The following is a 25686-nucleotide window of genomic DNA, read 5'->3' as shown; positions in this document are numbered from 1 at the left end:
GTGGGAACGGGCTTGCCCGCGATGCTTTTGACAGGAAAACCCCCGAAATCCGGGACTTTCAAGGTGATATAGGATTTTTGCTCTAAAATGACTGCCAGAAAGTCTTGAGTCATCAATGTGACTGTAGGGGCCGCTTTTGGCTCTAGTCGACCCTCGGCAAAGCTGCTACTCTCGGCGCGCTTTGTGACTTCTCGGCCTATGTAAAAGCCAGATTCACCAATACAAAACACACACCAATAATAATCGCATCAAATGCGGTGAAGAATTCGCGTTGCTGAGGAGTGGGCTTCCATGATCGAAGACTTTTGGAAGGATAAATACCCGGCTGGAATTGCTGCCGACATCAATCCAGACGAGTATCCGAACATTCAGGCAGTGTTGAAGCAATCCTGCCAACGCTTCGCCAACAAACCGGCTTTCAGCAACCTGGGCAAGACAATCACCTACGGTGAATTGTATGAATTGTCCGGTGCGTTTGCCGCGTATCTGCAACAGCATACCGATTTGCAGCCCGGTGATCGAATCGCCGTGCAATTGCCCAACGTTCTGCAGTACCCGGTAGCCGTCTTCGGTGCGATCCGCGCCGGGCTGATCGTGGTCAACACCAACCCGCTGTATACCGCGCGGGAAATGGAACACCAATTCAACGACTCCGGTGCAAAAGCGCTGGTGTGCCTGGCGAACATGGCGCACCTGGCCGAAACCGTGGTGCCGAAAACCGGCGTCAAGCACGTTATCGTCACCGAAGTCGCCGACCTGCTGCCGCCGATCAAGCGCCTGCTGATCAACAGCGTCATCAAGTACGTGAAGAAAATGGTCCCGGCCTATCATCTGCCCAAAGCCGTCAAGTTCAACGACGTGCTGAGCAAGGGCCAGGGCCAGCCAGTGGCCGAAGCCAACCCGGACAGCGGTGATGTTGCCGTGCTGCAATACACCGGCGGCACCACCGGCGTGGCCAAAGGTGCGATGCTGACCCACCGCAACCTCGTCGCCAACATGCTGCAGTGCAAGGCGCTGATGGGCTCCAACCTCAATGAAGGTTGCGAGATCCTGATCACGCCGCTGCCGCTGTACCACATCTATGCGTTCACCTTTCATTGCATGGCGATGATGTTGATCGGCAACCACAACATCCTGATCAGCAACCCGCGCGACCTGCCGGCGATGGTCAAGGAACTGTCGAAGTGGAAGTTCAGCGGTTTCGTCGGCCTCAACACGCTGTTCGTGGCGCTGTGCAATAACGAAAGTTTCCGCAAGCTGGATTTTTCCGCGCTGAAAGTCACCCTGTCCGGCGGCATGGCCCTGCAACTGGCTGCCGCCGAACGCTGGAAAGCCGTGACCGGTTGCCCGATCTGCGAAGGTTACGGCATGACCGAAACCAGCCCGGTGGCCACGGTCAACCCGATCCAGAACATCCAGATCGGCACCATCGGCATTCCGGTGCCATCAACCCTGTGCAAAGTCATCGACGATAACGGTGTCGAGCAGCCGCTGGGCGAAATCGGTGAGCTGTGCGTCAAGGGCCCGCAAGTGATGAAGGGCTACTGGCAGCGTCAGGAAGCCACTGATGAAATGCTCGACAGCGAAGGCTGGCTGAAAACCGGCGACATCGCGCTGATCCAGCCGGACGGCTACATGCGCATTGTCGATCGCAAGAAAGACATGATTCTGGTCTCCGGTTTCAACGTCTACCCGAACGAACTGGAAGACGTGCTGGCAACTCTGCCGGGCGTGTTGCAGTGTGCCGCGATTGGTGTGCCGGACGAGAAGTCGGGCGAGGCGATCAAGATCTTCATCGTCGCCAAGCCGGGCGTGACGCTGACCAAGGAAACGGTGATGGAGCACATGCGCGCCAACGTCACTGGCTATAAGGTGCCGCGTTCGGTGGAGTTCCGCGACGCGCTGCCGACCACCAACGTCGGCAAGATCCTGCGTCGCGAATTGCGCGACGAAGAGCTGAAGAAGATCAAGGCGAAGAACGCCGCATAAAACAAAAAGCCCCGCTGATGCGGGGCTTTTTGTTGGTGCAGAGCAGGGCTTGGATTTGATCGTTCCCACGCTCTGCGTGGTAACGCATCCCGGGACGCTCTGCGTCCCTGCAGTACTGGACGCGGAGCGTCCGGGGCGGCATTCCCACGCACAGCGTGGGAACGATCATCGTGCAAATCCTACTGACGGAACGGCGCGAAATTCACGTTGGTGCCCGCCGGACGCATGTCCTGCAAGTAAGAATCCTTGTCCGCACTCAACTCTAGGCTCAACGCCGCCTTGCGCTTGCCCTCGTTGCGAATCACCAGACCTTCAAGCTTTTCACGCAGAAACACCGTCGGCACCTTCAGGTGCAGCAGTTCGTCGGTCGCCGGCGTGTGCATCAGCAGGTGAATCCACTCGTACTGACCAACGGCCAGGCGCGACACCGGCAGGTCGAACCACCAGATGTTGCGGTTACGGTTCAGTTCGGCGAAGTGGCAGTTGTTGGTGCCGAGCACAGCACCGCCCAGTTCCTGGTTTCTACGGGCAATGGCCTGCTTTTTATCGAGTTTCATAACATTCCTGCGGGATCTGATCTTTGGCGCACGGCGCCCATAGGTGCGCATTCTCGGGGCTGGGCGGGTAAACATAAAGCCCAACCTGCGCAGAGCGACGAAAAGAACCACCGAAAAATAAATGAAACTCCGCGCAAACCCGGCCGGTCAATCATTACGTACTGACTTTTCCCCTAATTGCACCAAGGAGAAACACCATGAGTAGCACAGGCGATAAAGTAAAAGGCATGGCCAACGAAGCAGTCGGCAACGTCAAGCAAGGCGTCGGTAAAGCCACCGACAACACCAAGCTGCAAACCGAAGGCAAGATTCAAGAGAAAAAAGGCGAAGCCCAGCAAGCTGTCGGCAAAGCCAAAGACGCTGTGAAGAAAACCGTCGACAAGGCGTAATCGCGTCTTGAACGAAACAGCGAAGCGGCCATCCAAGGATGGCCGTTTTTGTGTCAAAAGCCTGCGCTGACCCCACCAAGGATCGCCAAGTAGGCTACCGTGAGGTAAAAAACGGCCCCTGAGTCGCCACGACTTCAACCTGTATTGCGGCGAAAGGAGACGCGAATGATATTTCCGGACATGAAAGGTCTGCCCCTGCACCGGGTGATGGTGCGCACGGTCACTGAATTCGTCGACGACGAGATGTCGACTTATGCCTCGGCACTGGCCTACCAGATGCTGTTCTCGCTGTTCCCGTTCATCCTGTTTCTGATTGCCCTGATCGGTTTCCTGCACCTGCCGGATTTCTTCTCCTGGCTGCGCCTGCAATCGGAACTGGTGTTGCCGCCGCAAGCGCTGGAGCAGGTCAACCCGGTGATCGACCAGTTGCAACAGTCCAAGGGCGGCTTGCTCTCGGTCGGTATCGTTATCGCCTTGTACACCGCTTCAGCGGGCGTACGCCTGATGATGAGCGCAATGAACGCCGCTTATGACGTGGTCGAAGGCCGGCCGGTCTGGAAGCGTTTTCCGCTGTCGATTTTCTATACCGTCGGCATCGCCGGCATGCTGCTGGTGGCGGCCGCACTGATGGTGCTCGGGCCGCAGGTGATGGGCTGGATTGCCGCGCAGGTTGGCCTGGAAGAAGTCATCGTCACCGTCTGGACCATCGCGCGCTGGCCGGTGATCGTGATTCTGATGATGGTCGCCGTGGCCCTGATCTATTACGTGATGCCCGACGTCAAACAGGAATTCCGTTTCATCACGCCGGGTTCGGTATTGGCCGTGGTGGTGTGGATCATCGCTTCGTTGGGTTTCGCGTTCTACGTGAAAACCTTCGCCAACTACAACGCGATGTATGGCAGCATCGGCGCGATCATCGTGCTGTTGCTGTATTTCTACATTTCCGCGGCGGTGTTGTTGCTCGGTGCGGAGATGAATGCGGTGATCGAGCACATGTCCAGCGAAGGCAAGGACGAGGGCGAGAAAGTCCCCGGCGAACTGGACGAACATCCCAAACAACACGTCTCGGGCCTGGGCCGCGATCACTCGCTCAAGCCGGACACTGACGAAGTCTGATCATGATCCGTGAAATCCTCAAAATGGGCGATGAACGCCTGCTGCGTATCGCTCCGCCCGTCCCGCCGGAAATGTTCGACAGCCCCGAGTTGTGGCAACTGATCGACGATATGTTCCAGGCCATGGAAAGCGTCGGCGGCGTCGGCCTGGCCGCACCGCAGATCGGTGTCGACCTGCAACTGGTGATCTTCGGTTTCGAGCACAGCGAACGTTACCCGGACGCCGAGGCTGTGCCGCAGACGATCCTGATCAACCCATTGATCACACCGTTGAATCCGTTGATGGAAGAGGGCTTTGAGGGGTGCCTGTCGGTGCCGGGGTTGCGTGGTGCGGTGGAGCGTTATCAACAGATTCGCTACGAGGGTTTTGATCCGAAGGGCCAGCCGATTGTGCGGGTGGCTTCGGGTTTCCACGCGCGCGTTGTGCAGCACGAATGCGATCATTTGATCGGCCGGTTATACCCGTCGCGCATCACCGACTTCAGCAAGTTCGGCTTCACCGAAGTGATGTTCCCCGACCTCGATCCAACCGCCGACGATTAACCCAGGCCAACACATTCCCTTTGTAGGAGTGAGCCTGCTCGCGATACCGGTCTGTCAGTCACCGAAAATGTCACTGACACACTGCTGTCGCGAGCAAGCTCACTCCTACAGGGTTTTGCATCAGATTGAAGGTTTGCGCTCCAACGCGATCATCGGCTTGCTCCGCGCATACCGGCTCAATCGCTCCGCCATCGCCTGCGGCAGGGCCGGGTCGACCGTGAACCCGCGCCGCTCATAAAACCCGCGCAAATCCGGATGACAGAACAGCCACACCGGCTCCGTTACATCCTGCACCGCCGCAGCGATCAACTGTGCGGCAAGCCCCTGTTCACGACACGCCGGATCAACAAACAACCCCGTCAACCATTGCCCGCCCGCCACCGGCCGCAAACACAACGCCGCGACAATGTCGCCACGCCGGGCCACCCACAAGTGTGCATCGCGCACGGCTTTCATCGAGGATTGATGGCTGCGGTAAAACTTGTTCATCAACGGCCAGAGAGACTCGTCGAGCAGGCTGAATTGGGTATCGGGCATGGGATCGGACTGTCGGTGGGCAAAGCGCCGATTATAAAAGAACGCGCGCCTCGGGATAGGTGTATACCTGAGCCTACAGCCCTGTGAGTGGAGTACCCATCATGTCCAAAGGTTTGAATTCCAAGAAAGCCGACAAGAAAAAACCGGCCAAGACCGCCATTGAAAAACGTGCGGAGAAAAAAGCCAAGAAAGTCGACATTTTCGGCCATTGATCGCACCCATCAGGAGCCCGGTTCTCGGGCTCCTGCCTGAATCCGAAAAATAATCTGCAGGATTCATCGACGTCGTTGCACAGAAGGGCAAGATCCCGTTTCGAGCAACGCCATGCCCCATTACTTCGACGCCGCCCATCGCGAGCAAATCGACACCCTGCGCCAACGCTTCACTGCGCGCACCGAGTGGCCGACCTGGCTGTTGCTGATCGGCGTGTATGGCGCCTGGTTCGCCATCGTCCTCAACAGCGATTGGCTCGGTCGTGGCTGGAGCACCGTGCTGCTGGTTCCGCTGCTGGTGCTGTGGTTGTCGGTTCAACATGAACTGCTCCACGGGCATCCGACCCGCTCGACCTTCGTCAACAAAGTCCTCGGTTATGCGCCGTTTGCGGTGTGGTATCCGTACACACTGTATCGCGACAGTCATTTGTTGCATCACCGCGATGAAGACCTGACCGTTCCCGGTGTCGATCCGGAAAGTCGTTACCTGACGGCGGCGGGCTGGCAGGGCAGTTCGTTGTTTGCGCGCGGCCTGCATTGGCTGAACAAAACCGTCCTCGGTCGATTCGTGATTGGTGCGCCGCTGGGGCTCTTGGCGCTGGCGAGTGAGGAACTGCAACGGCTGAAGAACGGCGACCGCCAAGCGTGGCTGATGTGGCTGACTCACGGCGCGTTTACGTTGTTGATGCTGTGGTTCATCGCCCGCTACAGCGCCTTGCCGGTGTGGCATTACCTGCTGCTGATCAGTGTGCCGGCGCTGTCGATTGCAATGATCCGCTCCTACTATGAACATCGTCCGCACGCGCAACCTGAGCAACGCACGGTGCTCAACGAAGCCGCATGGCCGTGGCGCTGGCTGTTTCTGAATCTGAATTTTCATCTGGTGCATCACGACTTGCCGGGGCTGGCGTGGTACGACTTGCCGCAGGCATACCGGATGCGCCGTGAGCAATGGCTGGCGCGCAGTGGCGGGTTTCTGGTGCGAGGGTATGGGCAGTTGTGGCGGCGGCATGGTTTCAAGCCGATCGACAGTCCGCAGCATCCGTTTCACTGACCGCACTGCCACCGCTAAACCCTGTGGGAGCGGGCGTGCCCGCGAAGGCGATCTGTCTGAAAACAATGATGTTGGAGGTGCTGGCCTCTTCGCGGGCAAGCCCGCTCCCACAGGGTTATTTATGGGTAGGGAAGATGTGTATGACCCAACACCACATCGAGTTCCTGATGTATGTCGCGCCTGAGCCCATCCGTGCAGCGAACGAGCGCTGGATTTCACGCATCCTCGAACACCTGGGCGTGATTCGTCTGAACGCGGAAAACCTGTCGCTGCCGGAACTATGGCTTTCGCCGGATTTGCTGCTGACCCAAACCTGCGGTTATCCCTTGATGACGGCGCTACGCGGCAAGGTCCGAATCGTCGGCCGTCCTCGTTACGAACTCCCCGACGCCAGCGCCGGCAACCATTGCAGCCTGATCCTCTGCCGCGCCGATGACCCGCGCAAAATCCTCGCGGACTTTCGCAACAGTCGCGGAGTGATCAACAGCGAGGATTCCAACAGCGGCATGAACCTGTTGCGCCAACGCCTGGCGCCGTTGCAGCAGAACGGCCAGTTTTTCGCCTCGGTCGGCGTCAGCGGCGGACACCGCGAGAGTCTTCGCTGGTTGCGCGAAAATCTCGCCGATCTGGCCGCCATCGACAGCGTGACCTACGCCTGTCTTGCACAGTACGCACCCGAGGAGGTCAGCGGATTACGGTTGGTGGCGCGCAGTGCCTTCAGCCCGACGCTGCCGTTCATTACCGTTGCCAATGCCACGGATGAGCAAGCCGAGCAGTTGCGCCGAGTAATGAATCAATCACTGCGTGAGCTTCCCGACGTCGCACAGACATTGGGGCTGGTTGAAGTGCTGTCGGCCACTGAAAGCGACTATCGGGTGATTCTCGATTATCAGCGTGAGGCTGAAGATTTGGGTTACGGCCGCTTACGCTGAAAGATCAAAAATGAATATAAAAATAAGATTTAAATATTATTAATGCATAAGGCGCCTTGCTACGATCGCGCCACCGGAACACCGGACATTCAGCGACCCTTCACCAAGGAGCCCTTATGTCCGGCGCCGATCTGTCTCACCGCCAGCAACTCGACAAACTGTTCCGTGCCCACTATCACTGGCTCTGCAGCTACCTGCGCCGGCATCTGCATGACGCAGCCAGCGTTGAGGACATCGCCGCCGAAACCTTTGCGCAACTGCTCGAAGCCCCCAGCCTGACCGCGATCCGTGAACCTCGCGCGTTGCTCACCACCGTCGCCCAACGCTTGCTATATCAACGCTGGCGCCGCGCCGACCTGGAGCGCCGTCACCAGCAGCAGATCGATGTGGATTACGCCGCCTCGCCGGAAGACATCGCGCAATTGACCCAAACCCTCAGCCGCCTCGATCACAGCCTGCAACGGTTGCCGGGCAAAGTCCGCTCGACCTTTCTGCTCGCACGCATCGATGGCCTGACCTACCCGCAAATCGCCGCCGAACTGGGCATCTCGCAGCGTTCGGTCAGCGTCTACATGAGCCGTTCCCAGGCACTTTGCGAGCGCCACAGTGCCAATCAATTCCTACAAGACAAGAGGTCTGCATGAGATCGATCAAAACCCTGCTCGGCGGTTCGCTGCTGGCACTGAGCCTGAGCGTCGGCGCCGTTTCTGCGGCGGAGCAAACCGCACCGATTCACTTCGGTGACATCACTTGGGAGAGCGGCAGCTTCATCACCGAAGTGCTGCGCCTGATTGTCGAAAAAGGCTACGGCTACTCAACGGATACGCTGCCGGGCAGCACCGTCAGTCTGGAAGCGGCGCTGGCGAAAAACGATATTCAGGTGATCGGCGAGGAATGGGCCGGGCGCAGTCCGGCGTGGGTAAAAGCGGCCAATGAGGGCAAAGTCTTTGGTCTCGGCGACACAGTCAAAGGCGCCACTGAAGGCTGGTGGGTGCCGGAGTACGTGATCAAGGGCGACCCCGAGCGCGGGATCAAGCCATTGGCGCCGGAGCTGAAATCAGTGGCGGACCTGCCGCGCTATAAAGACGTGTTCCGCGACCCGGAAGACCCGAGCCGTGGGCGCTTCCTCAACAGCCCGACCGGTTGGACTTCGGAGATCGTCAACAGCCAGAAGCTCAAGGCCTATGCCCTGAACGACAGCTTCGTCAATTTCCGCACCGGCTCCGGCGCGGCGCTGGATGCCGAAGTGGCGTCGTCGATCAAGCGCGGCAAACCGGTGCTGTTTTACTACTGGTCGCCGACGCCACTGTTGGGTCGTTTCAAACTGGTGAAGCTTGAAGAGCCGCCGTTCGATGCCGAAGCCTGGAAGACTCTGGCCGACGCGAACAACCCGAATCCGAAAGGCACGCGCTCGATGCCGGCGAGCCTGGCGATTGGCGTATCAGCACCGTTCAAGGCGCAGTATCCGGAACTGGTGAAGTTTTTTGAAAAAGTCGATTTGCCGATTGATCTGCTCAACCAGACGCTGGCCGGGATGAGTGAAAAACGCCAGCAACCACGCGTGGTGGCAGAGGCGTTTTTGCGTGATCAGCCGCAAGTCTGGAAGCCATGGGTGCCGGGTGACGTAGCTGACAAGGTGAGTGGAAGTCTGTAAGTCATTTCTGTTGTTTTTGTAGTGTTTGTAATGGCCTCTTCGCTGGCAAGCCAGCTCCCACAGAAATTGCACTCATTTGAAATAGCGCAGAACCCTGTGGGAGCTGGCTTGCCAGCGATTGTGTCCGCCTCGCCAAAACCTCCCCGCGCTGAACCGATTCTTGTGCAAAAAGTGCCAGATACTGGCCGACTAGTGGCCTTGCGCAAGGCTTTGCGCTGTCTATGCTCACACATAACTAACTATGTCGACCGTCATGCCAAACATGCCGCGCGTACAGCGTTAGCCCGTGATTCATGCTGCCAGAGTGCGCAATCCGAGGCACCGACACTGAACCAACAAGGAGCATCATTTAAATGGAAGTTCTTCAACACGTTAGGGCTGGCCCGCGAGCGGGCTATCAAGAGAAGGATGTCTTGATTAGAGCGTCGCTGCATGGACTCTCCGATTGATCATCATTTATCACCTGACAACTTCCTCCCGTGGAGGAATGCGTGTGCCTGTTCTGTGGAACGTAGTGGTGGATTCTGAAAGACCTGAACTTTCATCAAATCAAAAGACCGCGCTGAAGGTGATACAACCATGTTCAACCTACATCACAAGGCTGACCTGCAGGAAATCGAGCGATTCAGTTGTGCGCTGACTGAGGCCAACGCCAAGTTGGCCGCGATCAGCCGTTCGATGGCAATGATCGAGTTCACCCCCGAAGGCATCGTTCTGGATGCCAACGAAAACTTCTGCAAGACCATGGGCTACAGCGCTGAAGAAGTGCGCGGCAAGCATCACCGGATCTTTTGCGAGGAAGTCTTCTATCGCAGCGAGGAGTACGCCAAGTTGTGGCGCGATCTCGCTCGGGGCGAGCCGATCAGTGGGACTTTCCTGCGCTTGAACAAAAGCGGCAAGGAAGTCTGGCTCGAAGCCAGCTACATGCCGGTGTATGGCCAGGACAAGCAAGTCAGAAGTGTGATCAAAGTGGCGTCGGACATTACCGCGCGGATCAACAAGGAACATGAAGAAGAAAGCATGCTGGCGGCCATCGGTCGCTCGATGGCGGTGATCGAGTTCACCCCGGAAGGCAATGTGATCAGCGCCAACGAAAACTTTCTGAAAACCATGCAGTATTCGCTCAACGAAGTCGTCGGCCATCACCACAGCCTGTTTTGCCATCGCGCCGAGGCCGAGTCAGCGCAATACAAGGCCTTCTGGGCCTCGCTCAATCGCGGCGAATATCACTCGCACCGTTTCGAGCGCAAGAACAAGTCCGGGCAGATGGTTTACCTGGAAGCGTCGTATAACCCGCTGTTCGATGCGAAAGGGCGGCTGTACAAAGTGGTGAAGTTCGCCAGCGACATCACCCATCAAATGACCACGCTGCAAAACGCCGCGGAATCGGCCCACAGCACTTCGGTACAAAACGACGCCTGCGCGCAAAAAGGCTCACAGGTCGTGCAGCAAACCGTGCAGATCATTCAGGACATTTCCCGCGACCTCAACGAAGCCGCGGTCAGCATCGATGCGGTCAGCAAACAGTCGGACATCATCGGCACCATCGTCCAGACCATTCGCGGCATCGCCGATCAAACCAACCTGCTGGCGCTGAATGCCGCCATCGAAGCGGCTCGAGCCGGCGAGCATGGGCGTGGATTCGCGGTAGTGGCGGATGAGGTGCGCAGCCTCGCAGCCCGTACCAGCCAGGCGACGCTGGAAATTGTCGAAGTGGTGCGCAAGAACCATGATCTGTCACTGAGCGCGGTGTCGAGCATGCAATCGAGCCTGAGTCGCACCGGGCTCGGGGTGGAACTGGCGAACGAGGCGGGGGAGGTGATTCTGGAGATTCAGCAGGGGTCGCGGCATGTGGTCGATGCGATCAGCCAGTTCAATGAGACGCTGCAACTGAACTGATGAAGGTATAAGCACAGCCCCGCCAATGCGCGGGGCTGTGGGCTGACAATTTAAACAACAGGCTTAGTGTATTCCTGCAGTGAAAAAGTCCCGTGGATATCTCCACGCAACCCAGGGCTTTCAATGGGTACGGCGGTGAATCGGAAGCTGCCTTTAATGAAGTATTTTTCGAAATCCACTTCGTCTAACGTAAATTCGCCTTCCGTAGCCATCCAGGATTCATCTGATTTTCTTGGGTTATAAAATGCGTAGCCCTGTGCCAAATCATATTTGCCAACCTTGATTGGACCGCGTATGTCAATCCGGCATCCCCAAGGCAACTCGTTGGGATCATCGTAATTCCATCCTCGAAGTGTCAGAGAGTTCGAAGATAATTCCACGCTATGTATCTTGGTTGGCACCACAATCTCTTCGCCACCGTTTTCTCGCGCTCTCAAATTGAAGCGCCCACTGGCTTTGGTTTTTTCGCTCATGACCTGTCTTCCTTGTCTGTTAATCGAGGGCATTGCCCCCAGCCGGATGGCAGGTCGATGTTTACTCGGTTCACCCAGAGCGTCTACTGTCAGAAATTACAGGTGGCGGGTTTTATGCGACGAGTGGTCTACCTGCTGAAAACAAAAAAAGTCCCTTTCAGGACTTTTTTATCAAACACGTAGCGATCAAAGCGCGGCGAGAAACTTGTCCGCCAACTTGTCGCTGTCCTTCACGTCATTGACGTTTTCTTTCTCGGACTGCGCCAACTTCATCTTGTCTTGCATGCGCTCGGCGATCTCCTTGCCGATTGCCAGTTGTTTCTCTGGCGGCATGTTCTGGATGTCTTCTTCGGTAATGCCCAGATCCCGGAGGATGTTGTCGCGCAGACGCTGTTCCGGCGACTTGCTCATGTAGTCCTTGAACTCGTCAGTAGCCGAAGGAGTGGCTTTGGTCGCGTCGGAGATATCGGTGGCTTGCAGGTTGACGCGGGTCTTGGCGAACGCTTCGTCGACGTTGTCGCTGATGCGCGTCGCTTCGGCAACTTGCTGAGTAGCGATCTGCGTAGCCGAATCCTGGACCTTGGCGGTCGCGTCGGTGGCTTGCGCCTGCGTCTGGTTTTGCAGGGTCTGCAGCATGGCACCGTGCAGGCCACCTTGCAAACCGGCTGCGGCGGTGGAGGTGGCGTCGTCATTCAACTGCTTGGGCAGGTGGATGATTTGCTGATGTTTGGCGCTGACCAACATGATGAATTGACCTGTAGGTAATTGCTGACTGCCGTACAGCAGCAATTAACGTGCCCGTCCCGCAAGTGCTTGTATTTCAACAGGTTGGTCAACAAACCGGCGATGAAAAGCGGTCAGCCGTTGCCGATAGACGGCAGAAGATGACCGCCGGTCCTCAGCGATGGGCAATGTTCTCCAGCGCCAGATTGCGCGTGCGCGGGCCGAAGTAGCCGATGGTCAGCATCACGATCAACATGCTGCTGACAATGAACGCCAACACGCCGGGCGTACCGAAGTTGTCGAGAAACAGGCCGATCAACAGACTGCTGAATACCGTCGACAAGCGACTGAACGAATAGCAGAAACCCACCGCCCGGGCGCGGATATTGGTCGGGAACAATTCGCTCTGGTACGAGTGATAACTGAAGCTCAGCCAGGCGTTGCAGAAGGTGATCATCACCCCACAGAAGATCAGTCCGAACGCACTGGTCTGCAGGGCAAACAAAGTACCGAAGGTCATGGCGCCAAGGGCCGAGCCGACAATCTGCCATTTGTTCTCGAAACGGTTGGCGAACTTCACGAACAGCAACGGCCCGAGCGGGTAGGCGAGGGTGATGATGAAGGCGTACATCAGGCTGTGAGTAACGCTGACGCCCTGGCCGGAAAGCAGCGCCGGCAGCCAGTTGCCGAAGCCGAAGAAACCGATGGCCTGGAAGATGTGGAAGACGATCAGCATCAGCGCGCGACGGCGATAGGGCGGCTGCCAGATGTCGGCGAAACGGCCTTTGCCTTCAACGTCCACGGGGACGGCCTCGGGGGCATCCAGCGGTTTACCGTGATCTTTCTCGCAACGAGCTTCAATGCCGTCGAGAATCCGATTGGCCTCATCGAAACGGCCATGCTGAGCGAGCCAGCGCGGCGACTCCGGCAGACGCTTGCGCAACCACCAGATGAACAGCGCAAACACCGCGCTGGCCAACACTACCCAGCGCCAGCCACTGACGCCGAACGGCGCCTGCGGTACCAGCCACCACGACATCAACGCCACCGCCGGTACCGACAGGAACTGCACGAAAAACGCGAAGGCAAACGCCGAGCTGCGCATGCGCTTGGGCACCAGTTCCGAGAGGTAGGCGTCGATGGTCACCAGTTCGATGCCCAAGCCAATGCCCACCAGAAAACGCATGCAGATGATCCCCAGCGCCGAACTCTGAATGCCCATCAGCACCGTCGCGACCGTGTACCAGACCAGCGCGAAGGTGAAGATTGCGCGGCGACCAAAGCGATCCGCCAACGGGCTGAGCAGACTGGCGCCGAGGAACAGGCCGAGGAAGGTCGCCGAGGCAAAAGCTGCCTGATCGGAGAAACCGAACACACCCTGATTGCCGGTGGCGAAGATGCCGTCGCGTATCAGTCCGGGGCTGATGTAAGCGGTCTGGAACAGGTCGTAGAGTTCGAAAAATCCACCGATCGACAGCAGCGCCACCAGTCGCCAGATCGTCGCGACGGCCGGGAGGCGGTCGATGCGGGCGGACACCTGGGCGGCGCGAATCGGGTCGATGCCGTCGCTTTGCGCGGCGGCGGGGGCGTGAGCAGTCATGGGCTGATCCATTTTTTATTGATGGAAAAGCTTAGCCTGCTATCGGAGTTAACGGATTGTGAATATTGGCGGTTTACTCCGTTAAACCGCTGATTTTTTGCAATATCTGTTTACGAATTAACGATTTATGCCGCAGCCGTCGAATCCGGTAGCGCTGAGGCTGGCAAACCGAACACTCGATCAAACAGCCAGTTGAAGGCAAACGTGTAGCAAGGGATGAAGATGATCAACGCCAGATCCAACAGAAACGCCTGGACCAGGCTGATGTTCATCCACCAGGCGATCAACGGAATGAGGAACACGATCAGCGTCAGTTGAAACCCGATGGCGTGGGCAATCCGCCTTTTCACTGTGCGGGTGCGCGACGGTTGGCGGCTTTCCCAGTGCTCGAACAGCGAGGTGTAAATGAAATTCCAGGTCACGGCGATGGTGGTGATGATCACCGCCAAGGGCCCGGTGCTGCCCGGTGACGTCCCGGACAACAACGCCAGGCCGAGGGCGGAGAAGGTCATGCCGATCACTTCGTAGAGCGACACGTAGACCAGTTTGCGTTTGACGCCTTGCATGGGGGTTTGCCTCTTTCTTCAAATTCATTGGCCAGCGGGGCTGGCGCAGGCGACGAAAGATAGCTTCAATAGCACTGACAGAAAAAGTCAGTAGCTTTCAGTTTTATTGATAGGTGGTGGGCGTGAATTTCAACAGCGACAGCATCGAACTGTTCCTCGCGGTGATAGAGCGCGGCTCGTTTTCCGCCGCCGCCCGTGCGCTGGGCAAAGTCCCGTCAGCAGTGAGTATGGGCATCGGCAATCTTGAGGCGGAACTCGGTTATCCGTTGTTCGACCGTAGCCACCGCGAACCGCAGCCGACGGCGATGGCATTGTCATTGGTGCCGCATGCGCGGCTGATCGCCGAGCAACTCAAGCAATTGCGGGTGCACGCGGTGGAGTTGTCGTTGGGGCTGGAGAGCAAGCTGTCGATCGGTGTGGTGGCGGACATCGACCGTCGGCGCTTGCTGGCGGCGATCAAGGTGATGACCGAGCGCCATCCGCTGCTCGACATCGAAGTGCTGACTGCACCGCAGGATGACGTGCTGGCGATGCTGCACAGTGGCCGTGTCAGCGTGTGCCTGGCGTTTGCCGGGTTGAGCGTGAACGTGCTGGAGCAGTTTCAGTTTGTCGGCAGCGAGCGAATGATCGCCACACTGGCGGCGGACAGTCCGTTGTTGCAGGGGAAGGGTTTGTTTTTGGAGGATCTGGTGCACGTCCGGCAGATCTTCGTCGCCAGCCGTGATTTGCCGATCAGCGATACACGGCCGCTGGTGGCGCAATCGCACTGGCGCACCGACAGCCTTGAGACGGCGATGGAAATGGTCGAAGCGGGATTGGGCTGGGGCAACTTCCCACTGTCGGTGGTGCAGCCGTGGCTGGACAGCGGCCGCTTGAAGCGGCTGAATTTTCGCAACATCGAAAACGGCCTGGTGCTGCCGGTGCATGCCGTATGGCTCAAGAGCCAGCCGCTCCAGAAGGGCGCATTGGCACTGGTTGAATTACTCGGCCATTAGAAACAGTGAATATCCAATGTGGGAGCTGGCTTGCCAGCGATAGCAGTGGGTCAGTCAACCATTTATCGACTGACCTGACGCCATCGCTGGCAAGCCAGCTCCCACAGGGATTGCGATTGCCCCTTGGATTTGTGAGTGCCACAAAAAATGTGGGATCAGGTGCTTTCGCGGATTTTCAGTTCGAAGCCCATGTCTTCCACCGGCCGCGCCACGCTGTTGCCGGCCATCAATGTCAGCATCTGCTCGGCTGCGCGCCGGCCGATCGCCTCGCGCGGGGTGTTGATGCTGCTCAGGCGCGGCACCATGTGCTCGGACATCGGCAGATCGTTGAAGCCGAGAATCGCCACCTGCTCGGGAATCTTGATCCCGATACGCAGCGCTTCGAGCAGTGCGCCCTGCGCCAGGTCGTCGTTACCAAAGAAGATCGCATCGACATCCGGATGCGCCGCGAGCAATTGCAGGAACAACTCACCGCCTAAACCAACTGAAGAGGAGCGCGGTGTCAGCACTTCCAGATCCGGGTCGTACTTGCCGGCCTTCTGCAGGGCTTTGCGGAAACCTTCGCCGCGCAGCAACGTACGCTGATCGAGTTGTGCGCCTATATAAGCCAGACGCTTGCGCCCGCGAGAAAGCAAATGCTCGGCCGCGGTTTCACCGGCACTGAGTTGCGAGAATCCCACGCAATTCACCCCTGCCGCACTGTCCAGTTCCATCATGTAGACGCAGGGAATATTGCTGGCCTCGAGCATTCGTCGCGAACTTTCGGTGCGATCAAACCCAGTCAGCAGAAATCCGCGTGGCTGATAAGCCATGTAGTTGCGCAACAGGTTTTCTTCTTCATCGCGCGAGTAGTGGAAGTTGCCGATCAGCACTTCGAAGCCCTTGGGCGTCAACACCCGATGAATGGCTTCCAGCGTATCGATGAACAAGAGGTTGGATAACGAGGGCACCAGAACCACGACCGAATGGCTCTGCGCCGAGGCCAAAGCGCGGGCGGCGGGGTTGACCACGTAGTTGAGTTCACTGGCGGCTTTTTGCACTTTCTCCACAAGTTCAGTGGCCACGGTGCTGACCCCGCGCAAGGCGCGCGAGGCGGTAATCGGGCTGACGCCGGCCAAACGGGCAACTTCATTCAGGGTGGGACGGCCGGTGGTGCGGGTATTTTTATCGTTTTTAGGGGTGGTCATCGGGCGGCTTGCCAAACAAAAATCAAGGCACTAAGGTAGCGCTGTCCTGATGCAGCTGTAAATGCGTAAGCGAGGTCCTGCCTGATCTTCGCTTTTTGGCGCTGGGAACAAAACCTGCTGCAACCCAAAAAAACGACAAGAAGGCGTCGGCAACTTCTGCCTGTGCACTAGAGTCATAGCTAGCAAAGGTAGCGCTGTCTGCGCGCTGAGGTGTTATATGAGTCATCCCATCACCGCCCTGGTCATCATGGGCGTTGCCGGTTGCGGCAAGACGTGCGTCAGCGAGGCCCTGTGCCAATTGAGCGGCGCCACTGCCATTGAAGGCGATACTTTCCATCCGGCCGCGAACATCGAAAAGATGAGCGCGGGGATCCCCCTGAACGACGACGACCGTGCCGGCTGGCTCGACAGCCTGTGCGATGAACTGCGTCGCGTCGATGCGCTGGGCGAACGCCCGGTGCTGACCTGCTCGGCCCTTAAACACAGTTATCGCGAAGTGTTGCGCAGCGCCTTGCCGGGCCTGGGCTTCGTGTTTCTTGAGCTGACCCCTGAAGTCGCGGCCGACCGCGTGTCCCATCGTCCGGGCCACTTCATGCCGGCCACGTTGATCGAAAGCCAGTTCGCCACCCTCGAATCGCCTAAGGGCGAGCCGTTGACCCTGGCGTTGAATGCCTCGATCCACAGCGTTGAAGAACTGGCGTCCCAGGCTCATGTCTGGTGGCAGGCCCACGGTTTGAAGCAGGCGGTATGAGTGTGTTGAAAGAGCTAGCGCTGTCCTCACGAATTCTGTTTAACCCGCTTTAATAACAACAACAAGCCAGGAGACACCCCCAATGTTTGGCATGTCCCACGACGCCTACCTGCTGCTCGATGCAGTAGTGACGGTGATCGGACTTATCATCCTGATCACCAAGTTCAAGATTCATCCATTTATCTCCCTGACCATCGCGGCCGCGTTCCTCGGCCTGACGTCCGGCATGCCGATCGGCACGATCATCAAGGCGTTCCAGGACGGCTTCGGCGGCGTGCTCGGCTTCGTCGGCATCATCCTCGCGCTGGGCACCATGCTCGGCAAAATGATGGCCGAGTCTGGCGGTGCCGATCAGATCGCGCAGACCCTGATTCGCGCGTTCGGTAAAGACAAAGTCCAGTGGGCGATGATGTTCGCCGCGTTTCTGGTGGGCATTCCGTTGTTCTTCGAGATCGGCTTTGTCCTGCTGATTCCGCTGGTGTTCATCGTCGCGCGCCGCACCGGTGTGTCGATCATCAAGATCGGTATCCCGCTGCTCGCCGGTCTGTCTGCCGTACACGGTCTGGTGCCACCGCACCCGGGCCCGCTGCTGGCCATCGGCGTGTTCGGCGCCGACATCGGCAAGACCATTCTGTACGGTCTGATCGTCGCGCTGCCGACTGCAATTATCGCCGGTCCGATCTTCGGTACGTTCATCGCCAAGCACATTCCCGGTCACCCGAACCAGGAACTGGTCGATCAACTGGCCCGTGAAAACGATGACTCGGCGAAACTGCCGAGCTTCAGCATCACCCTGATCACCGTGCTGCTGCCGGTGTTCCTGATGCTGCTGAAAACCTTTGCTGACGTGGCGCTGCCGGACGGTCATTTCTTCCGCACCTGGATGGACATGATCGGTCACCCGATCTCCGCACTGCTGCTGGCGTTGCTGCTGTCGCTGTACACCTTTGGCCACAAGCAGGGCATCGGTTCTCAGCAGATGCTCAAGTGGCTCGACGCGAGCCTGGCGCCGACCGCCGCGATCATTCTGATCATCGGTGCCGGCGGCGGCTTCAAGCAGATGCTGGTGACCAGCGGCGTGGGCGACGTGATCGGCCACATGGCGGTCAGCGCGCAGATCTCGCCGATTCTGTTGGCTTGGCTGGTAGCTGCGGTGATCCGCATTGCAACCGGTTCGGCGACCGTTGCGACCATTACCGGTGCAGGCATTGTGGTGCCGGTGGTGGGGATGATTCCGGGCGTCAACCGTGAGCTGCTGGTGCTGGCTACCGGCGCCGGTTCGCTAATTCTGTCCCACGTCAACGACGCCGGTTTCTGGCTGGTGAAGCAGTACTTCAACATGACCGTGGCCGAGACGTTCAAGACCTGGACGGCGATGGAAACCATCCTGTCGGTGGTTGCGTTGGGCTTTATCCTGTTGTTGTCGCTGTTCGTTTAAGCAGCTTCTTGCAGACACAAAAAAACCGCAGCGATGCGGTTTTTTTGTGGGTGATCGTTCCCACGCTCTGCGTGGGAATGCCTCAATGGACGCTCTGCGTCCGCTTTGGGACGCAGAGCGTCCCGGGCTGCATTACCACGCGGAGCGTGGGAACGATCATGCGTTAACCAGTGGTTTTCGGGGCCAGGCCATCCGCCCGGAACATCCCGCGAATCCCGCGCACGGCCTGACGAATCCGATCCTGGTTTTCGATCAGCGCAAAACGCACGTGATCGTCGCCATACTCACCAAAACCCACCCCCGGCGAGACGCAGACCTTGGCCTCGGCCAGCAGCTTCTTGGCGAACTCCAGCGAACCCAGATGCGCATACGCCTCGGGAATCTTCGCCCAGACATACATCGACGCCTTCGGATTCTCGACCATCCAACCCAGCTCATGCAGGCCTTTCACCAGCACGTTGCGGCGCTGCCGATACTGCTCGGCAATATCGCGCACGCACTGTTGATCGCCTTCCAACGCAGCAATCGCCGCGACTTGCAGCGGGGTGAAGGTGCCGTAGTCGTGATAGCTCTTGATCCGCGCCAGAGCGTTGACCAGTTCCGGATTGCCGACCATGAAGCCGATGCGCCAGCCGGCCATGTTGTAGCTCTTGGACAGGGTGAAAAATTCCACCGCGATGTCCTTGGCGCCCGGCACCTGCATGATCGACGGGGCTTTCCAGCCGTCGTAGACGATGTCGGCGTAAGCCAGGTCGTGAATCACCAACACGTCGTACTGCTTGGCGAGGGCGATCACTCGCTCGAAGAAATCCAGCTCCACGCATTGCGCAGTCGGGTTGGACGGGAAGCCGAGGATCATCATTTTCGGCTTCGGGATGGAGCCGCGAATCGCTCGTTCCAGCTCGGCGAAGAAGTCTACACCGGGCACCAGCGGCACCGAGCGCACCTGCGCGCCGGCAATCACCGCACCGTAGATGTGAATCGGATAACTCGGGTTTGGCACCAGCACCGTATCGCCCTGATCCAGGGTCGCCAGCATCAAATGCGCCAGGCCTTCCTTGGAACCGATGGTGACAATGGCTTCGCTTTCCGGGTCGATATCGACCGCGTAGCGTTCCTTGTACCAGTTGGAAATCGCCCGGCGCAGGCGCGGAATGCCCTTGGACGTGGAGTAACCGTGGGTGTCTTCACGCTGTGCAACCTGTACGAGTTTTTCGACAATGTGCGGCGGCGTGGCCCCATCGGGGTTGCCCATGCTCAAGTCGATGATGTCTTCACCACGACGCCTGGCGGCCATCTTCAGCTCGGCGGTGATGTTGAAAACGTAAGGGGGGAGTCGATCTATGCGCGCAAAGCGGCGCGGCGAACCTTGTTCGGCCATTGTTGCCTCGGATAACGTAAGCGCCCGGAACCGTCCGAGCGACGCTGGTCACTGCGGTGACCTGTTGGCGAAGATAAGGGCTGTGATGGCAGACTGTCCAGCCTGTGCGTAAACAAATTTTCCCAAGGAAATCGGTAGATGGAATTCACCAGCGGCTTCTTGCTGAGCCTTTCGCTGTGCCTGGACATCGGCGTGGCCAACATCGCGATGATCACCCTGGCGATGCAGCGTGGTTACTTTCAGGGCTTCGCGCTCGGCCTCGGCACCTGCGTTGGTGATCTGATTTATGCGGTGCTGGCGCTGGCCGGGATGACCGTTTTGCTGCAATACGAAAGCGTGCGCTGGGTCCTGTGGATCGGCGGTTCGGCGCTGCTGATCTACTTTGCCGCGAAGATGATTTATTCGGCGATCCATCACGAGGCGCAGTTGGCGGCGACGGCCGAAGTGGGGCAGAACTCCCATCGCAAGGAGTTCTTTCGCGGGATCTTCCTCGCGATGTCCTCACCGAGCGCAATCCTCTGGTTCGCCGCCGTCGGTGGCACGCTGATCGCCCGTTCCGGTGGCGGCGGGCCATTGAGTTCGGCGTTGTTCCTTGGTGGTTTTCTCTGCGCGGGGCTGCTGTGGTCGGCCGGTTTGTGCTTCGCCGCGAGCCACGGCGGCAAGCTGTTGGGTGACAAGCTGTTGCGCTATTCCTACATGGCATCTGCGGCGATCTTCTGCTATTTCGCGGTGTACGTGATCGTATCGGGTTATAACGAGTTTGTCGGGTCCGGTGCCGTCGAGCAGTTGCATTCGCTGTAACCGTGCGAATTGGTTTTGGCTTTCTATACTCCCAGCCGAACCCCTTTTTTGTTCCAGGAGTCGAGTCATGGATGAGCAAAAACGCGTCGAAGTGGCTGAACCTCGCTTCGAACATGGACACTTTCTGCTGATTGCAGGTTTTCGCGGTCGATTTACCCAAGACACCGCAAAGGACATTCCCGCGCTGTGGGAAAAGTTCTTGCCGCACCTGGGAAAGATTCAGGGACAAAAAAACGAAGTGACCTACGGGGTTTGCAGCAACTTCGACGGCAAGGGTGGCTTCGATTACATCGCCGGGGTGGAAATCAGCAAACTCGATGACCTCGACCAGAAGGTCTACCAGTGGGTCGAAGTGCTGCCCCGGCAGTACGCGGTGTTTGAACATAAAGGGCCGCTCGATCAGTTGCCGCAGACCCTGCAATACATCTACAAAACCTGGCTGCCAAGCTCTCACTACGTGGAACTCAACGCCCCGGAGCTGGAACGCTACAGCGCCGATTTCAATCCGAAGCTGCACACCGGCAAGCTGGAAATCTGCGTGCCGGTCGACAGCAAAAGAGCCTGAGCACACAACAATGAGGCGGATCAATGATCCGCCTCATGCGTTCACCGCTGTTTACGGCGCGCCCGCAACAGGTCGATGCCCAAGGTGATAAAGCCGAACGTACTGATGCCCAACACCATCAACAGACCGATTTCAACGCTGCTCATAAACGGTTTCCCCCAAGGGTAGTCAGAGACACGCCACAGCAATAGCCGCCCCTGCACCCGAAGAAAAGCACTTATACGCAGGCTTTACGCTGCCCGCACGGATCGATATGAACACCTTATTCCTTTAAGCTGGGCGCACTTTTTCCGCTGATTTCCGAGCTGCCATGAACACCGTCATTCGCAACGTCACCGCTGCCGACCTGGACCGCTGCTACGCCATCGAAACCGTTGCCTATGAAGGCGACGAAGCCGCCACCCGCGAAAAGATCGCCACGCGCATTGCCACCTGGCCCGAGGGCTTTATCGTGGCCGACGTGGATGGCGTGGTCGCCGGTTTCGTCAACTCGGGCGCGGCGTTTGATGTGCAGATGTCGGACGAGGCGTTCAAGGAACTGATCGGCCACGATCCGGCGGGGCCGAACGTGGTGATCATGTCGGTGGTGGTGCACCCGGATTATCAGGGCCAGGGCCTGGCCAAGCGCTTGATGGCCGAATTCATCGACCGCATGCGCGGGATGGATAAAGCGACGATTCACCTGATGTGCAAGGAAAAGCACATTCCGCTGTATGCCGGGTTTGGCTTCGCCTACATCAAACCGTCCGAGTCCGACCACGGCGGCATGGCGTGGCACGAGATGATCCTGACTCTGTAAGACATCACACATAGCCTGTGGCAACACATAACCTGTGGGAGCTGGCTTGCCAGCGATAGCGGTTGGTCAGTCGACACCAATGTTTTGATGTGCCGACGCCATCGCTGGCAAGCCAGCTCCCACAGGGTTCTGCGTTGTTTGTAGTTCAGCGTTTAGTAGAGCGTGTCGAGTACCCTTTTTGGCGCTTCACGGTCGTACGTGTCGGCGTCGAACTGGCCATCGTTCAGACGTTTGTGAAAGGCGCCAGCCGTCGGCAACGCCGATCGCGGCAGGTGGGTCTCGGGGTTCCACGCATCCGAGCGCACAAACGCTTTCGAACAATGGAAAAACGCCGCTTCCACTGTCACCAGCAACACGGTTTTCGCCGGTTTGCCGTTCACCGCAAAGCTTTCCAGCAGCTCAGGATCAGCACTGATCTGCGCCGTGCCATTGACCCGCAAGGTCTCGCCAATCCCCGGAATGATGAACAGCAGCGACACCCGTGGATCGTGCAGCACATTGCGCAAGGTATCGATGCGGTTATTGCCCGGGCGGTCCGGCAGGGCCAGGGTGCGTTCGTCGATGATGCGCACAAACCCCGGCGCATCGCCACGCGGTGAATTGTCGAGGCCATCGGCGCCGACCGAGCTGACCACCACCAAGGGCGAGACGCGCACCATCGCCTGATAGTCGTCGTTGAGAAAGGTGATCTGCTTGCGCACCGCACGTTCGTGCGGCAATCCGTAAATAGCTTCCAGTGCTTCGATTGAATCGATCATCGTGCATCCCCTTGATGACTTAAAAGAACATTCCCATGCGCCGCTCGTAACCGATTCGACCTTTGTACGCTTCGCCGCTGTCGACGAAACCGTATTTGGCGTACAGCGCGATCGCCGCCTCGTTGTCGGCGTCCACCGACAATTCCAGCCCCTTGATCTCTGGCCATGCCTCGCGCGCCACTTGCGGTAGGGCTTGCAGACAGGCCTTGCCGTAGCCTTTGCCCTGGGCGCGATGATCGACCTGCAACGCATGCAGTGTGGCGCTGTGTTCGTCGGCCCAGGCGGGCAACACCGGCGGGCGCTTGAGCAACAGGAATGCCACCGGCACTTCCTCAGCCAACAGCGCAAAGCCTTTCACGCCAGGGCCGGGTTTCGACAGCAAGGTATGCAGGGCGCCATGAATGTCGCCGGAGAACTTGATCTGCTCGGGGTGGATCTCAATCGCCTCGACCTGCTGTCGCTGTAAAGCGTTCAGGCTGTCGTACGGCACGAGTTGGGCTGACACGGGAATTTCCTTTTTCCTACAAAGATGAGTCTCGGATTCTAGCGATTTTGTCTTCGGCGGAAATTTTTTGTTTCGTCTGTCGATCTGTCCAATGGCCGAACGACTAAAGGTGTCTTCACAACAAAAACACGGAGAACACCATGAGCGCACAAAGCGAAATCCAGACCCTGATCAATACCTACCGCGAAGCGGTCATGACCAAGGATGTGGAAAAGGTCATGGCGCTGTACGCCGACGACATCGTCTCTTTCGACGCGATCAAGGCCCTGCAATTCAAGGGCAAACCGGCCTACCGCGCGCACTGGGTGGCCTGCATGGAAATGTGCCCCGGCCCGCACATTTTCGAATTCCACGAAATCGCCATCGAGAGCGCCGACAACATCGCTTTCGCCCACTGGGTAGCCAATTGCGGCGGCACCAATGACAAAGGCGAAACCCAGAGCTGCTGGATGCGCGTAACCGCCTGCTATCGGCAAGTCAGTGGGCAGTGGCGGATCGTCCACGAGCACTGGTCGGCGCCGTTCGATCCGATGAGCGGCGCGACACTGTTTGATGTGCAACCCTGATCTTCAGCCATAGTTGATCCGTTCGAATCAGGAGAACGCCATGAAATATCTATGCCTGGTCTACAGCGATGAGCGCCTGTTGCATTCGTCGCCCGACAGCCCGGAAGACGCCGAATGCTGGGCCTACGCCGAGTCGATTCAGGGCAGCGGGCGGATGGTCGCGGCCGAAGCGCTGGAGTCGGTGCAGACCGCCACCACGGTGCGCATGCGTAACGGCAAACTGTCGATCACCGACGGTCCGTTCGCTGAAACCAAGGAGCAGTTGGCGGGGTTTTACCTGATCGATGCCAAGGATCTCAACGAAGCGATTCAGGTGGCCGGCAATATCCCGGCAGCGCGAGTCGGCAGCGTCGAAGTGCGCCCCGTGCGGCAGTTGAATGTCTGAGGTCCGGGCGCGGGTCGAGCAGGTCTACCGCGAAGATTCACGGCGGATCCTGGCGACGCTGATTCGCCTGCTCGGCGATTTCGACCTCGCCGAAGAAGCCTTGCATGAGGCGTTCTTCGTCGCGGTCGAGCGCTGGCAGCGCGACGGCGTACCCGACAACCCGCGCACCTGGCTGGTGTCCACCGGGCGCTTCAAGGCGATTGATGTGTTGCGCCGACGGGCGCGCTTCAAGGCTTCGCAACCGTTGTTGCTGGCGCAACTTGAAGCGTTGGAGCAGGCCGACTGGAGTGGCGAAGACGTGGAAGACGATCGTCTGCGGCTGATCTTCACTTGCTGTCACCCGGCGCTGGCGGCGGATGCGCAAGTGCCGCTGACCTTGCGTGAAGTCTGCGACCTGACCACCGAAGAAATCGCCCGGGCGTTTCTCTCGGCACCGGCGGCGATCGCCCAGCGCATCGTGCGGGCGAAAGCGAAGATTCGTGACGCGAAAATCCCCTACCAGGTTCCGAGCCTGAGCGAATTGCCCGAACGCCTCGACAGTGTGTTGCGGGTGATTTATCTGGTGTTCAACGAGGGCTATTCGGCGTCGATGGGCGCGGAAGTAACGCGTGAGGAGCTGACCCGTGAAGCGATCCGGCTGGGGCGGTTATTGATGGAGTTGTTGCCGGAACCGGAGGTGATGGGGCTCCTGGCGCTGATGCTGTTGCATGAGTCGAGACGGCCGGCGCGCACTTCGCCCAGTGGTGAACTGGTGCTGCTGGATGATCAGGATCGCGCGCAGTGGGATGCCGAGCTGATCGCCGAAGGTTGTGCGCTGGTGGAACGGGCGCTGACTACGCGGCGGTTCGGGCCGTATTGTTTGCAAGCGGCGATTGCGGCGGTGCATGCCGAAGCGCCGACGGCCGCAGAGACGGATTGGCAAGAGATCGTCGGGCTGTATGACGTGCTGCTGCGGGCGGTGCCGTCGCCGGTGATCGAGTTGAACAGGGCGGTGGCAGTGGCCAAGCGTGATGGGGCGCTGGCCGGGTTGCGATTGATCGAAGGGATTCTGGATCGCGGTGAACTGCAGGATTACCACTTGGCGCATTCGGCGCGGGCGGAGTTTTGTCGGCAGTTGGGCAGGGTGGAGGAGGCGCGGGCGGCATACCTCCGCGCTTTGGAATTAACCCGACAAGAGCCCGAGCGACGGTTTATCGAGGCGCGCCTGTCGCAATTGGATTGATCCGAAAACTTCAATGGCAGTGCCGACCCTTTCGCGAGCAGGCTCGCTCCCACATTTGGAATGCATTCTCCTGTGGGAGCGAGCCTGCTC

Annotated in this window: 28 protein-coding genes and 1 pseudogene; 19 read left to right on the top strand and 10 right to left on the bottom strand. The window is 58.5% G+C overall.

Features of this window, described 5'->3' with window-relative positions:
• Nucleotides 1-291: 291 nt before the first annotated feature.
• A complete protein-coding gene (gene fadD1, locus ACVVH8_RS22770) occupies nt 292-1989 on the top strand; it encodes a long-chain-fatty-acid--CoA ligase FadD1 (protein WP_475226483.1) in 1698 nt (565 codons plus the stop codon).
• Between the two features lie 179 nt (nt 1990-2168).
• Here fadD1 and ACVVH8_RS22765 read toward each other — a convergent pair whose 3' ends face one another.
• Complete coding sequence (locus tag ACVVH8_RS22765; RefSeq protein ID WP_041068691.1) at nt 2169-2546, bottom strand: hypothetical protein; 378 nt, start codon at nt 2544-2546, stop codon at nt 2169-2171.
• 197 nt (nt 2547-2743) lie between these two features.
• On the opposite strand from ACVVH8_RS22765, the gene ACVVH8_RS22760 reads away from it, so the two are divergent.
• The 3 genes from ACVVH8_RS22760 to def all read left to right on the top strand — a co-directional run bounded on the left by ACVVH8_RS22760 (nt 2744) and on the right by def (nt 4593).
• Nucleotides 2744-2935, top strand: a complete 192-nt coding sequence (locus ACVVH8_RS22760; RefSeq protein ID WP_401303460.1) for a CsbD family protein — start codon at nt 2744-2746, stop codon at nt 2933-2935.
• A gap of 165 nt (nt 2936-3100) precedes the next feature.
• Nucleotides 3101-4051: a YihY/virulence factor BrkB family protein gene (locus tag ACVVH8_RS22755; RefSeq protein ID WP_103304004.1), complete on the top strand. Its 951-nt coding sequence runs from the start codon at nt 3101-3103 to the stop codon at nt 4049-4051.
• Nucleotides 4052-4053: 2 nt separating this feature from the next.
• On the top strand, nt 4054-4593 hold the full coding sequence (gene def / locus ACVVH8_RS22750) for a peptide deformylase (RefSeq protein ID WP_475226480.1): 540 nt from the start codon (nt 4054-4056) through the stop codon (nt 4591-4593).
• 120 nt (nt 4594-4713) lie between these two features.
• On the opposite strand, the gene ACVVH8_RS22745 is transcribed toward def, so the two are convergent.
• Entirely contained in the window at nt 4714-5130 is a 417-nt protein-coding gene (locus tag ACVVH8_RS22745) for a GNAT family N-acetyltransferase (RefSeq protein ID WP_475226478.1), read from the bottom strand.
• 324 nt (nt 5131-5454) lie between these two features.
• Between ACVVH8_RS22745 and ACVVH8_RS22740 the strand changes: the two genes are divergently transcribed.
• The 6 genes and pseudogenes from ACVVH8_RS22740 (at nt 5455) to ACVVH8_RS22715 (ending at nt 10881) form a co-directional block, all read left to right on the top strand.
• A complete protein-coding gene (locus ACVVH8_RS22740) occupies nt 5455-6396 on the top strand; it encodes a fatty acid desaturase (RefSeq protein ID WP_475226475.1) in 942 nt (313 codons plus the stop codon).
• Nucleotides 6397-6536: 140 nt separating this feature from the next.
• The gene (locus ACVVH8_RS22735; protein ID WP_475226473.1) at nt 6537-7328 is read left to right on the top strand and encodes a phosphate/phosphite/phosphonate ABC transporter substrate-binding protein; all 792 of its coding nucleotides are present in this window, start codon (nt 6537-6539) and stop codon (nt 7326-7328) included.
• A 116-nt stretch (nt 7329-7444) separates the two neighbouring features.
• Entirely contained in the window at nt 7445-7972 is a 528-nt protein-coding gene (locus ACVVH8_RS22730; protein ID WP_475226470.1) for a sigma-70 family RNA polymerase sigma factor, read from the top strand.
• Nucleotides 7969-8982 (top strand): ABC transporter substrate-binding protein, encoded by a 1014-nt coding sequence (locus tag ACVVH8_RS22725; RefSeq protein WP_103304010.1) that lies wholly within the window; start codon nt 7969-7971, stop codon nt 8980-8982. Before ACVVH8_RS22730 ends, ACVVH8_RS22725 begins: the two co-directional genes overlap by 4 nt.
• Nucleotides 8983-9561: 579 nt before the next feature.
• Nucleotides 9562-10338: pseudogene (locus ACVVH8_RS22720) on the top strand (PAS domain-containing protein); the annotation flags it as partial.
• A 3-nt stretch (nt 10339-10341) separates the two neighbouring features.
• Nucleotides 10342-10881 (top strand): methyl-accepting chemotaxis protein, encoded by a 540-nt coding sequence (locus ACVVH8_RS22715; RefSeq protein ID WP_224787096.1) that lies wholly within the window; start codon nt 10342-10344, stop codon nt 10879-10881.
• 50 nt (nt 10882-10931) lie between these two features.
• Here ACVVH8_RS22715 and ACVVH8_RS22710 read toward each other — a convergent pair whose 3' ends face one another.
• From ACVVH8_RS22710 to ACVVH8_RS22695, 4 genes are all read right to left on the bottom strand, one after another.
• The gene (locus tag ACVVH8_RS22710; protein WP_401303472.1) at nt 10932-11354 is read right to left on the bottom strand and encodes a hypothetical protein; all 423 of its coding nucleotides are present in this window, start codon (nt 11352-11354) and stop codon (nt 10932-10934) included.
• A 186-nt stretch (nt 11355-11540) separates the two neighbouring features.
• A complete protein-coding gene (locus ACVVH8_RS22705) occupies nt 11541-12098 on the bottom strand; it encodes a hypothetical protein (RefSeq protein ID WP_315445631.1) in 558 nt (185 codons plus the stop codon).
• Nucleotides 12099-12252: 154 nt separating this feature from the next.
• Nucleotides 12253-13677: an MFS transporter gene (locus ACVVH8_RS22700; RefSeq protein WP_213026376.1), complete on the bottom strand. Its 1425-nt coding sequence runs from the start codon at nt 13675-13677 to the stop codon at nt 12253-12255.
• 125 nt (nt 13678-13802) lie between these two features.
• Complete coding sequence (locus ACVVH8_RS22695; protein ID WP_103304016.1) at nt 13803-14243, bottom strand: PACE efflux transporter; 441 nt, start codon at nt 14241-14243, stop codon at nt 13803-13805.
• Between the two features lie 122 nt (nt 14244-14365).
• Here ACVVH8_RS22695 and ACVVH8_RS22690 point away from each other — a divergent pair, with 122 nt between their 5' ends.
• The gene (locus ACVVH8_RS22690) at nt 14366-15238 is read left to right on the top strand and encodes a LysR substrate-binding domain-containing protein (RefSeq protein ID WP_315445634.1); all 873 of its coding nucleotides are present in this window, start codon (nt 14366-14368) and stop codon (nt 15236-15238) included.
• 155 nt (nt 15239-15393) lie between these two features.
• Here ACVVH8_RS22690 and gntR read toward each other — a convergent pair whose 3' ends face one another.
• Complete coding sequence (gene gntR / locus ACVVH8_RS22685) at nt 15394-16425, bottom strand: HTH-type transcriptional regulator GntR (RefSeq protein ID WP_213026375.1); 1032 nt, start codon at nt 16423-16425, stop codon at nt 15394-15396.
• 217 nt (nt 16426-16642) lie between these two features.
• On the opposite strand from gntR, the gene ACVVH8_RS22680 reads away from it, so the two are divergent.
• The gene (locus ACVVH8_RS22680; protein ID WP_315445635.1) at nt 16643-17176 is read left to right on the top strand and encodes a gluconokinase, GntK/IdnK-type; all 534 of its coding nucleotides are present in this window, start codon (nt 16643-16645) and stop codon (nt 17174-17176) included.
• Nucleotides 17177-17258: 82 nt separating this feature from the next.
• Nucleotides 17259-18614 (top strand): GntP family permease, encoded by a 1356-nt coding sequence (locus ACVVH8_RS22675; protein ID WP_315445636.1) that lies wholly within the window; start codon nt 17259-17261, stop codon nt 18612-18614.
• Between the two features lie 163 nt (nt 18615-18777).
• Here the strand turns inward: ACVVH8_RS22675 and alaC are convergent, their stop codons facing one another.
• Nucleotides 18778-19995 (bottom strand): alanine transaminase, encoded by a 1218-nt coding sequence (gene alaC / locus ACVVH8_RS22670; RefSeq protein WP_064588850.1) that lies wholly within the window; start codon nt 19993-19995, stop codon nt 18778-18780.
• A gap of 138 nt (nt 19996-20133) precedes the next feature.
• Between alaC and ACVVH8_RS22665 the strand changes: the two genes are divergently transcribed.
• From ACVVH8_RS22665 to ACVVH8_RS22655, 3 genes are all read left to right on the top strand, one after another.
• Nucleotides 20134-20796: a LysE family translocator gene (locus ACVVH8_RS22665; protein WP_095121253.1), complete on the top strand. Its 663-nt coding sequence runs from the start codon at nt 20134-20136 to the stop codon at nt 20794-20796.
• A gap of 67 nt (nt 20797-20863) precedes the next feature.
• Entirely contained in the window at nt 20864-21361 is a 498-nt protein-coding gene (locus tag ACVVH8_RS22660) for a GyrI-like domain-containing protein (RefSeq protein ID WP_103304024.1), read from the top strand.
• A gap of 310 nt (nt 21362-21671) precedes the next feature.
• A complete protein-coding gene (locus ACVVH8_RS22655; RefSeq protein WP_475226468.1) occupies nt 21672-22160 on the top strand; it encodes a GNAT family N-acetyltransferase in 489 nt (162 codons plus the stop codon).
• Nucleotides 22161-22312: 152 nt separating this feature from the next.
• Here the strand turns inward: ACVVH8_RS22655 and ACVVH8_RS22650 are convergent, their stop codons facing one another.
• Together ACVVH8_RS22650 and ACVVH8_RS22645 are read right to left on the bottom strand one after the other, a co-directional pair.
• Nucleotides 22313-22918, bottom strand: a complete 606-nt coding sequence (locus ACVVH8_RS22650) for a pyridoxamine 5'-phosphate oxidase family protein (RefSeq protein ID WP_213026374.1) — start codon at nt 22916-22918, stop codon at nt 22313-22315.
• 19 nt (nt 22919-22937) lie between these two features.
• On the bottom strand, nt 22938-23423 hold the full coding sequence (locus tag ACVVH8_RS22645; RefSeq protein ID WP_213026373.1) for a GNAT family N-acetyltransferase: 486 nt from the start codon (nt 23421-23423) through the stop codon (nt 22938-22940).
• 140 nt (nt 23424-23563) lie between these two features.
• On the opposite strand from ACVVH8_RS22645, the gene ACVVH8_RS22640 reads away from it, so the two are divergent.
• From ACVVH8_RS22640 to ACVVH8_RS22630, 3 genes are read left to right on the top strand one after another with little or no spacing between them, the layout of a single operon-like run.
• The gene (locus ACVVH8_RS22640) at nt 23564-23989 is read left to right on the top strand and encodes a YybH family protein (RefSeq protein ID WP_103304028.1); all 426 of its coding nucleotides are present in this window, start codon (nt 23564-23566) and stop codon (nt 23987-23989) included.
• A gap of 40 nt (nt 23990-24029) precedes the next feature.
• Complete coding sequence (locus tag ACVVH8_RS22635) at nt 24030-24374, top strand: YciI family protein (protein ID WP_008081988.1); 345 nt, start codon at nt 24030-24032, stop codon at nt 24372-24374.
• A complete protein-coding gene (locus ACVVH8_RS22630) occupies nt 24367-25596 on the top strand; it encodes an RNA polymerase sigma factor (RefSeq protein ID WP_475226465.1) in 1230 nt (409 codons plus the stop codon). Before ACVVH8_RS22635 ends, ACVVH8_RS22630 begins: the two co-directional genes overlap by 8 nt.
• The last annotated feature ends 90 nt before the right edge of the window (nt 25597-25686 follow it).

It is taken from the genome of Pseudomonas trutticola BRTCR10 (assembly GCF_056155105.1).
Note: the sequence above shows the minus strand (reverse complement) of the source record. Positions and strands in the feature narration are given on the sequence as shown.

Coding starts and splice junctions, on each gene's coding strand:
- fadD1 (WP_475226483.1), top strand. CDS start 292: ATGATCGAAGACTTTTGGAAGGATAAATACCCGGCTGGAATTGCTGCC.
- ACVVH8_RS22765 (WP_041068691.1), bottom strand. CDS start 2,546: ATGAAACTCGATAAAAAGCAGGCCATTGCCCGTAGAAACCAGGAACTG.
- ACVVH8_RS22760 (WP_401303460.1), top strand. CDS start 2,744: ATGAGTAGCACAGGCGATAAAGTAAAAGGCATGGCCAACGAAGCAGTC.
- ACVVH8_RS22755 (WP_103304004.1), top strand. CDS start 3,101: ATGATATTTCCGGACATGAAAGGTCTGCCCCTGCACCGGGTGATGGTG.
- def (WP_475226480.1), top strand. CDS start 4,054: ATGATCCGTGAAATCCTCAAAATGGGCGATGAACGCCTGCTGCGTATC.
- ACVVH8_RS22745 (WP_475226478.1), bottom strand. CDS start 5,130: ATGCCCGATACCCAATTCAGCCTGCTCGACGAGTCTCTCTGGCCGTTG.
- ACVVH8_RS22740 (WP_475226475.1), top strand. CDS start 5,455: ATGCCCCATTACTTCGACGCCGCCCATCGCGAGCAAATCGACACCCTG.
- ACVVH8_RS22735 (WP_475226473.1), top strand. CDS start 6,537: ATGACCCAACACCACATCGAGTTCCTGATGTATGTCGCGCCTGAGCCC.
- ACVVH8_RS22730 (WP_475226470.1), top strand. CDS start 7,445: ATGTCCGGCGCCGATCTGTCTCACCGCCAGCAACTCGACAAACTGTTC.
- ACVVH8_RS22725 (WP_103304010.1), top strand. CDS start 7,969: ATGAGATCGATCAAAACCCTGCTCGGCGGTTCGCTGCTGGCACTGAGC.
- ACVVH8_RS22715 (WP_224787096.1), top strand. CDS start 10,342: ATGACCACGCTGCAAAACGCCGCGGAATCGGCCCACAGCACTTCGGTA.
- ACVVH8_RS22710 (WP_401303472.1), bottom strand. CDS start 11,354: ATGAGCGAAAAAACCAAAGCCAGTGGGCGCTTCAATTTGAGAGCGCGA.
- ACVVH8_RS22705 (WP_315445631.1), bottom strand. CDS start 12,098: ATGTTGGTCAGCGCCAAACATCAGCAAATCATCCACCTGCCCAAGCAG.
- ACVVH8_RS22700 (WP_213026376.1), bottom strand. CDS start 13,677: ATGACTGCTCACGCCCCCGCCGCCGCGCAAAGCGACGGCATCGACCCG.
- ACVVH8_RS22695 (WP_103304016.1), bottom strand. CDS start 14,243: ATGCAAGGCGTCAAACGCAAACTGGTCTACGTGTCGCTCTACGAAGTG.
- gntR (WP_213026375.1), bottom strand. CDS start 16,425: ATGACCACCCCTAAAAACGATAAAAATACCCGCACCACCGGCCGTCCC.
- ACVVH8_RS22680 (WP_315445635.1), top strand. CDS start 16,643: ATGAGTCATCCCATCACCGCCCTGGTCATCATGGGCGTTGCCGGTTGC.
- ACVVH8_RS22675 (WP_315445636.1), top strand. CDS start 17,259: ATGTTTGGCATGTCCCACGACGCCTACCTGCTGCTCGATGCAGTAGTG.
- alaC (WP_064588850.1), bottom strand. CDS start 19,995: ATGGCCGAACAAGGTTCGCCGCGCCGCTTTGCGCGCATAGATCGACTC.
- ACVVH8_RS22665 (WP_095121253.1), top strand. CDS start 20,134: ATGGAATTCACCAGCGGCTTCTTGCTGAGCCTTTCGCTGTGCCTGGAC.
- ACVVH8_RS22660 (WP_103304024.1), top strand. CDS start 20,864: ATGGATGAGCAAAAACGCGTCGAAGTGGCTGAACCTCGCTTCGAACAT.
- ACVVH8_RS22655 (WP_475226468.1), top strand. CDS start 21,672: ATGAACACCGTCATTCGCAACGTCACCGCTGCCGACCTGGACCGCTGC.
- ACVVH8_RS22650 (WP_213026374.1), bottom strand. CDS start 22,918: ATGATCGATTCAATCGAAGCACTGGAAGCTATTTACGGATTGCCGCAC.
- ACVVH8_RS22640 (WP_103304028.1), top strand. CDS start 23,564: ATGAGCGCACAAAGCGAAATCCAGACCCTGATCAATACCTACCGCGAA.
- ACVVH8_RS22635 (WP_008081988.1), top strand. CDS start 24,030: ATGAAATATCTATGCCTGGTCTACAGCGATGAGCGCCTGTTGCATTCG.
- ACVVH8_RS22630 (WP_475226465.1), top strand. CDS start 24,367: ATGTCTGAGGTCCGGGCGCGGGTCGAGCAGGTCTACCGCGAAGATTCA.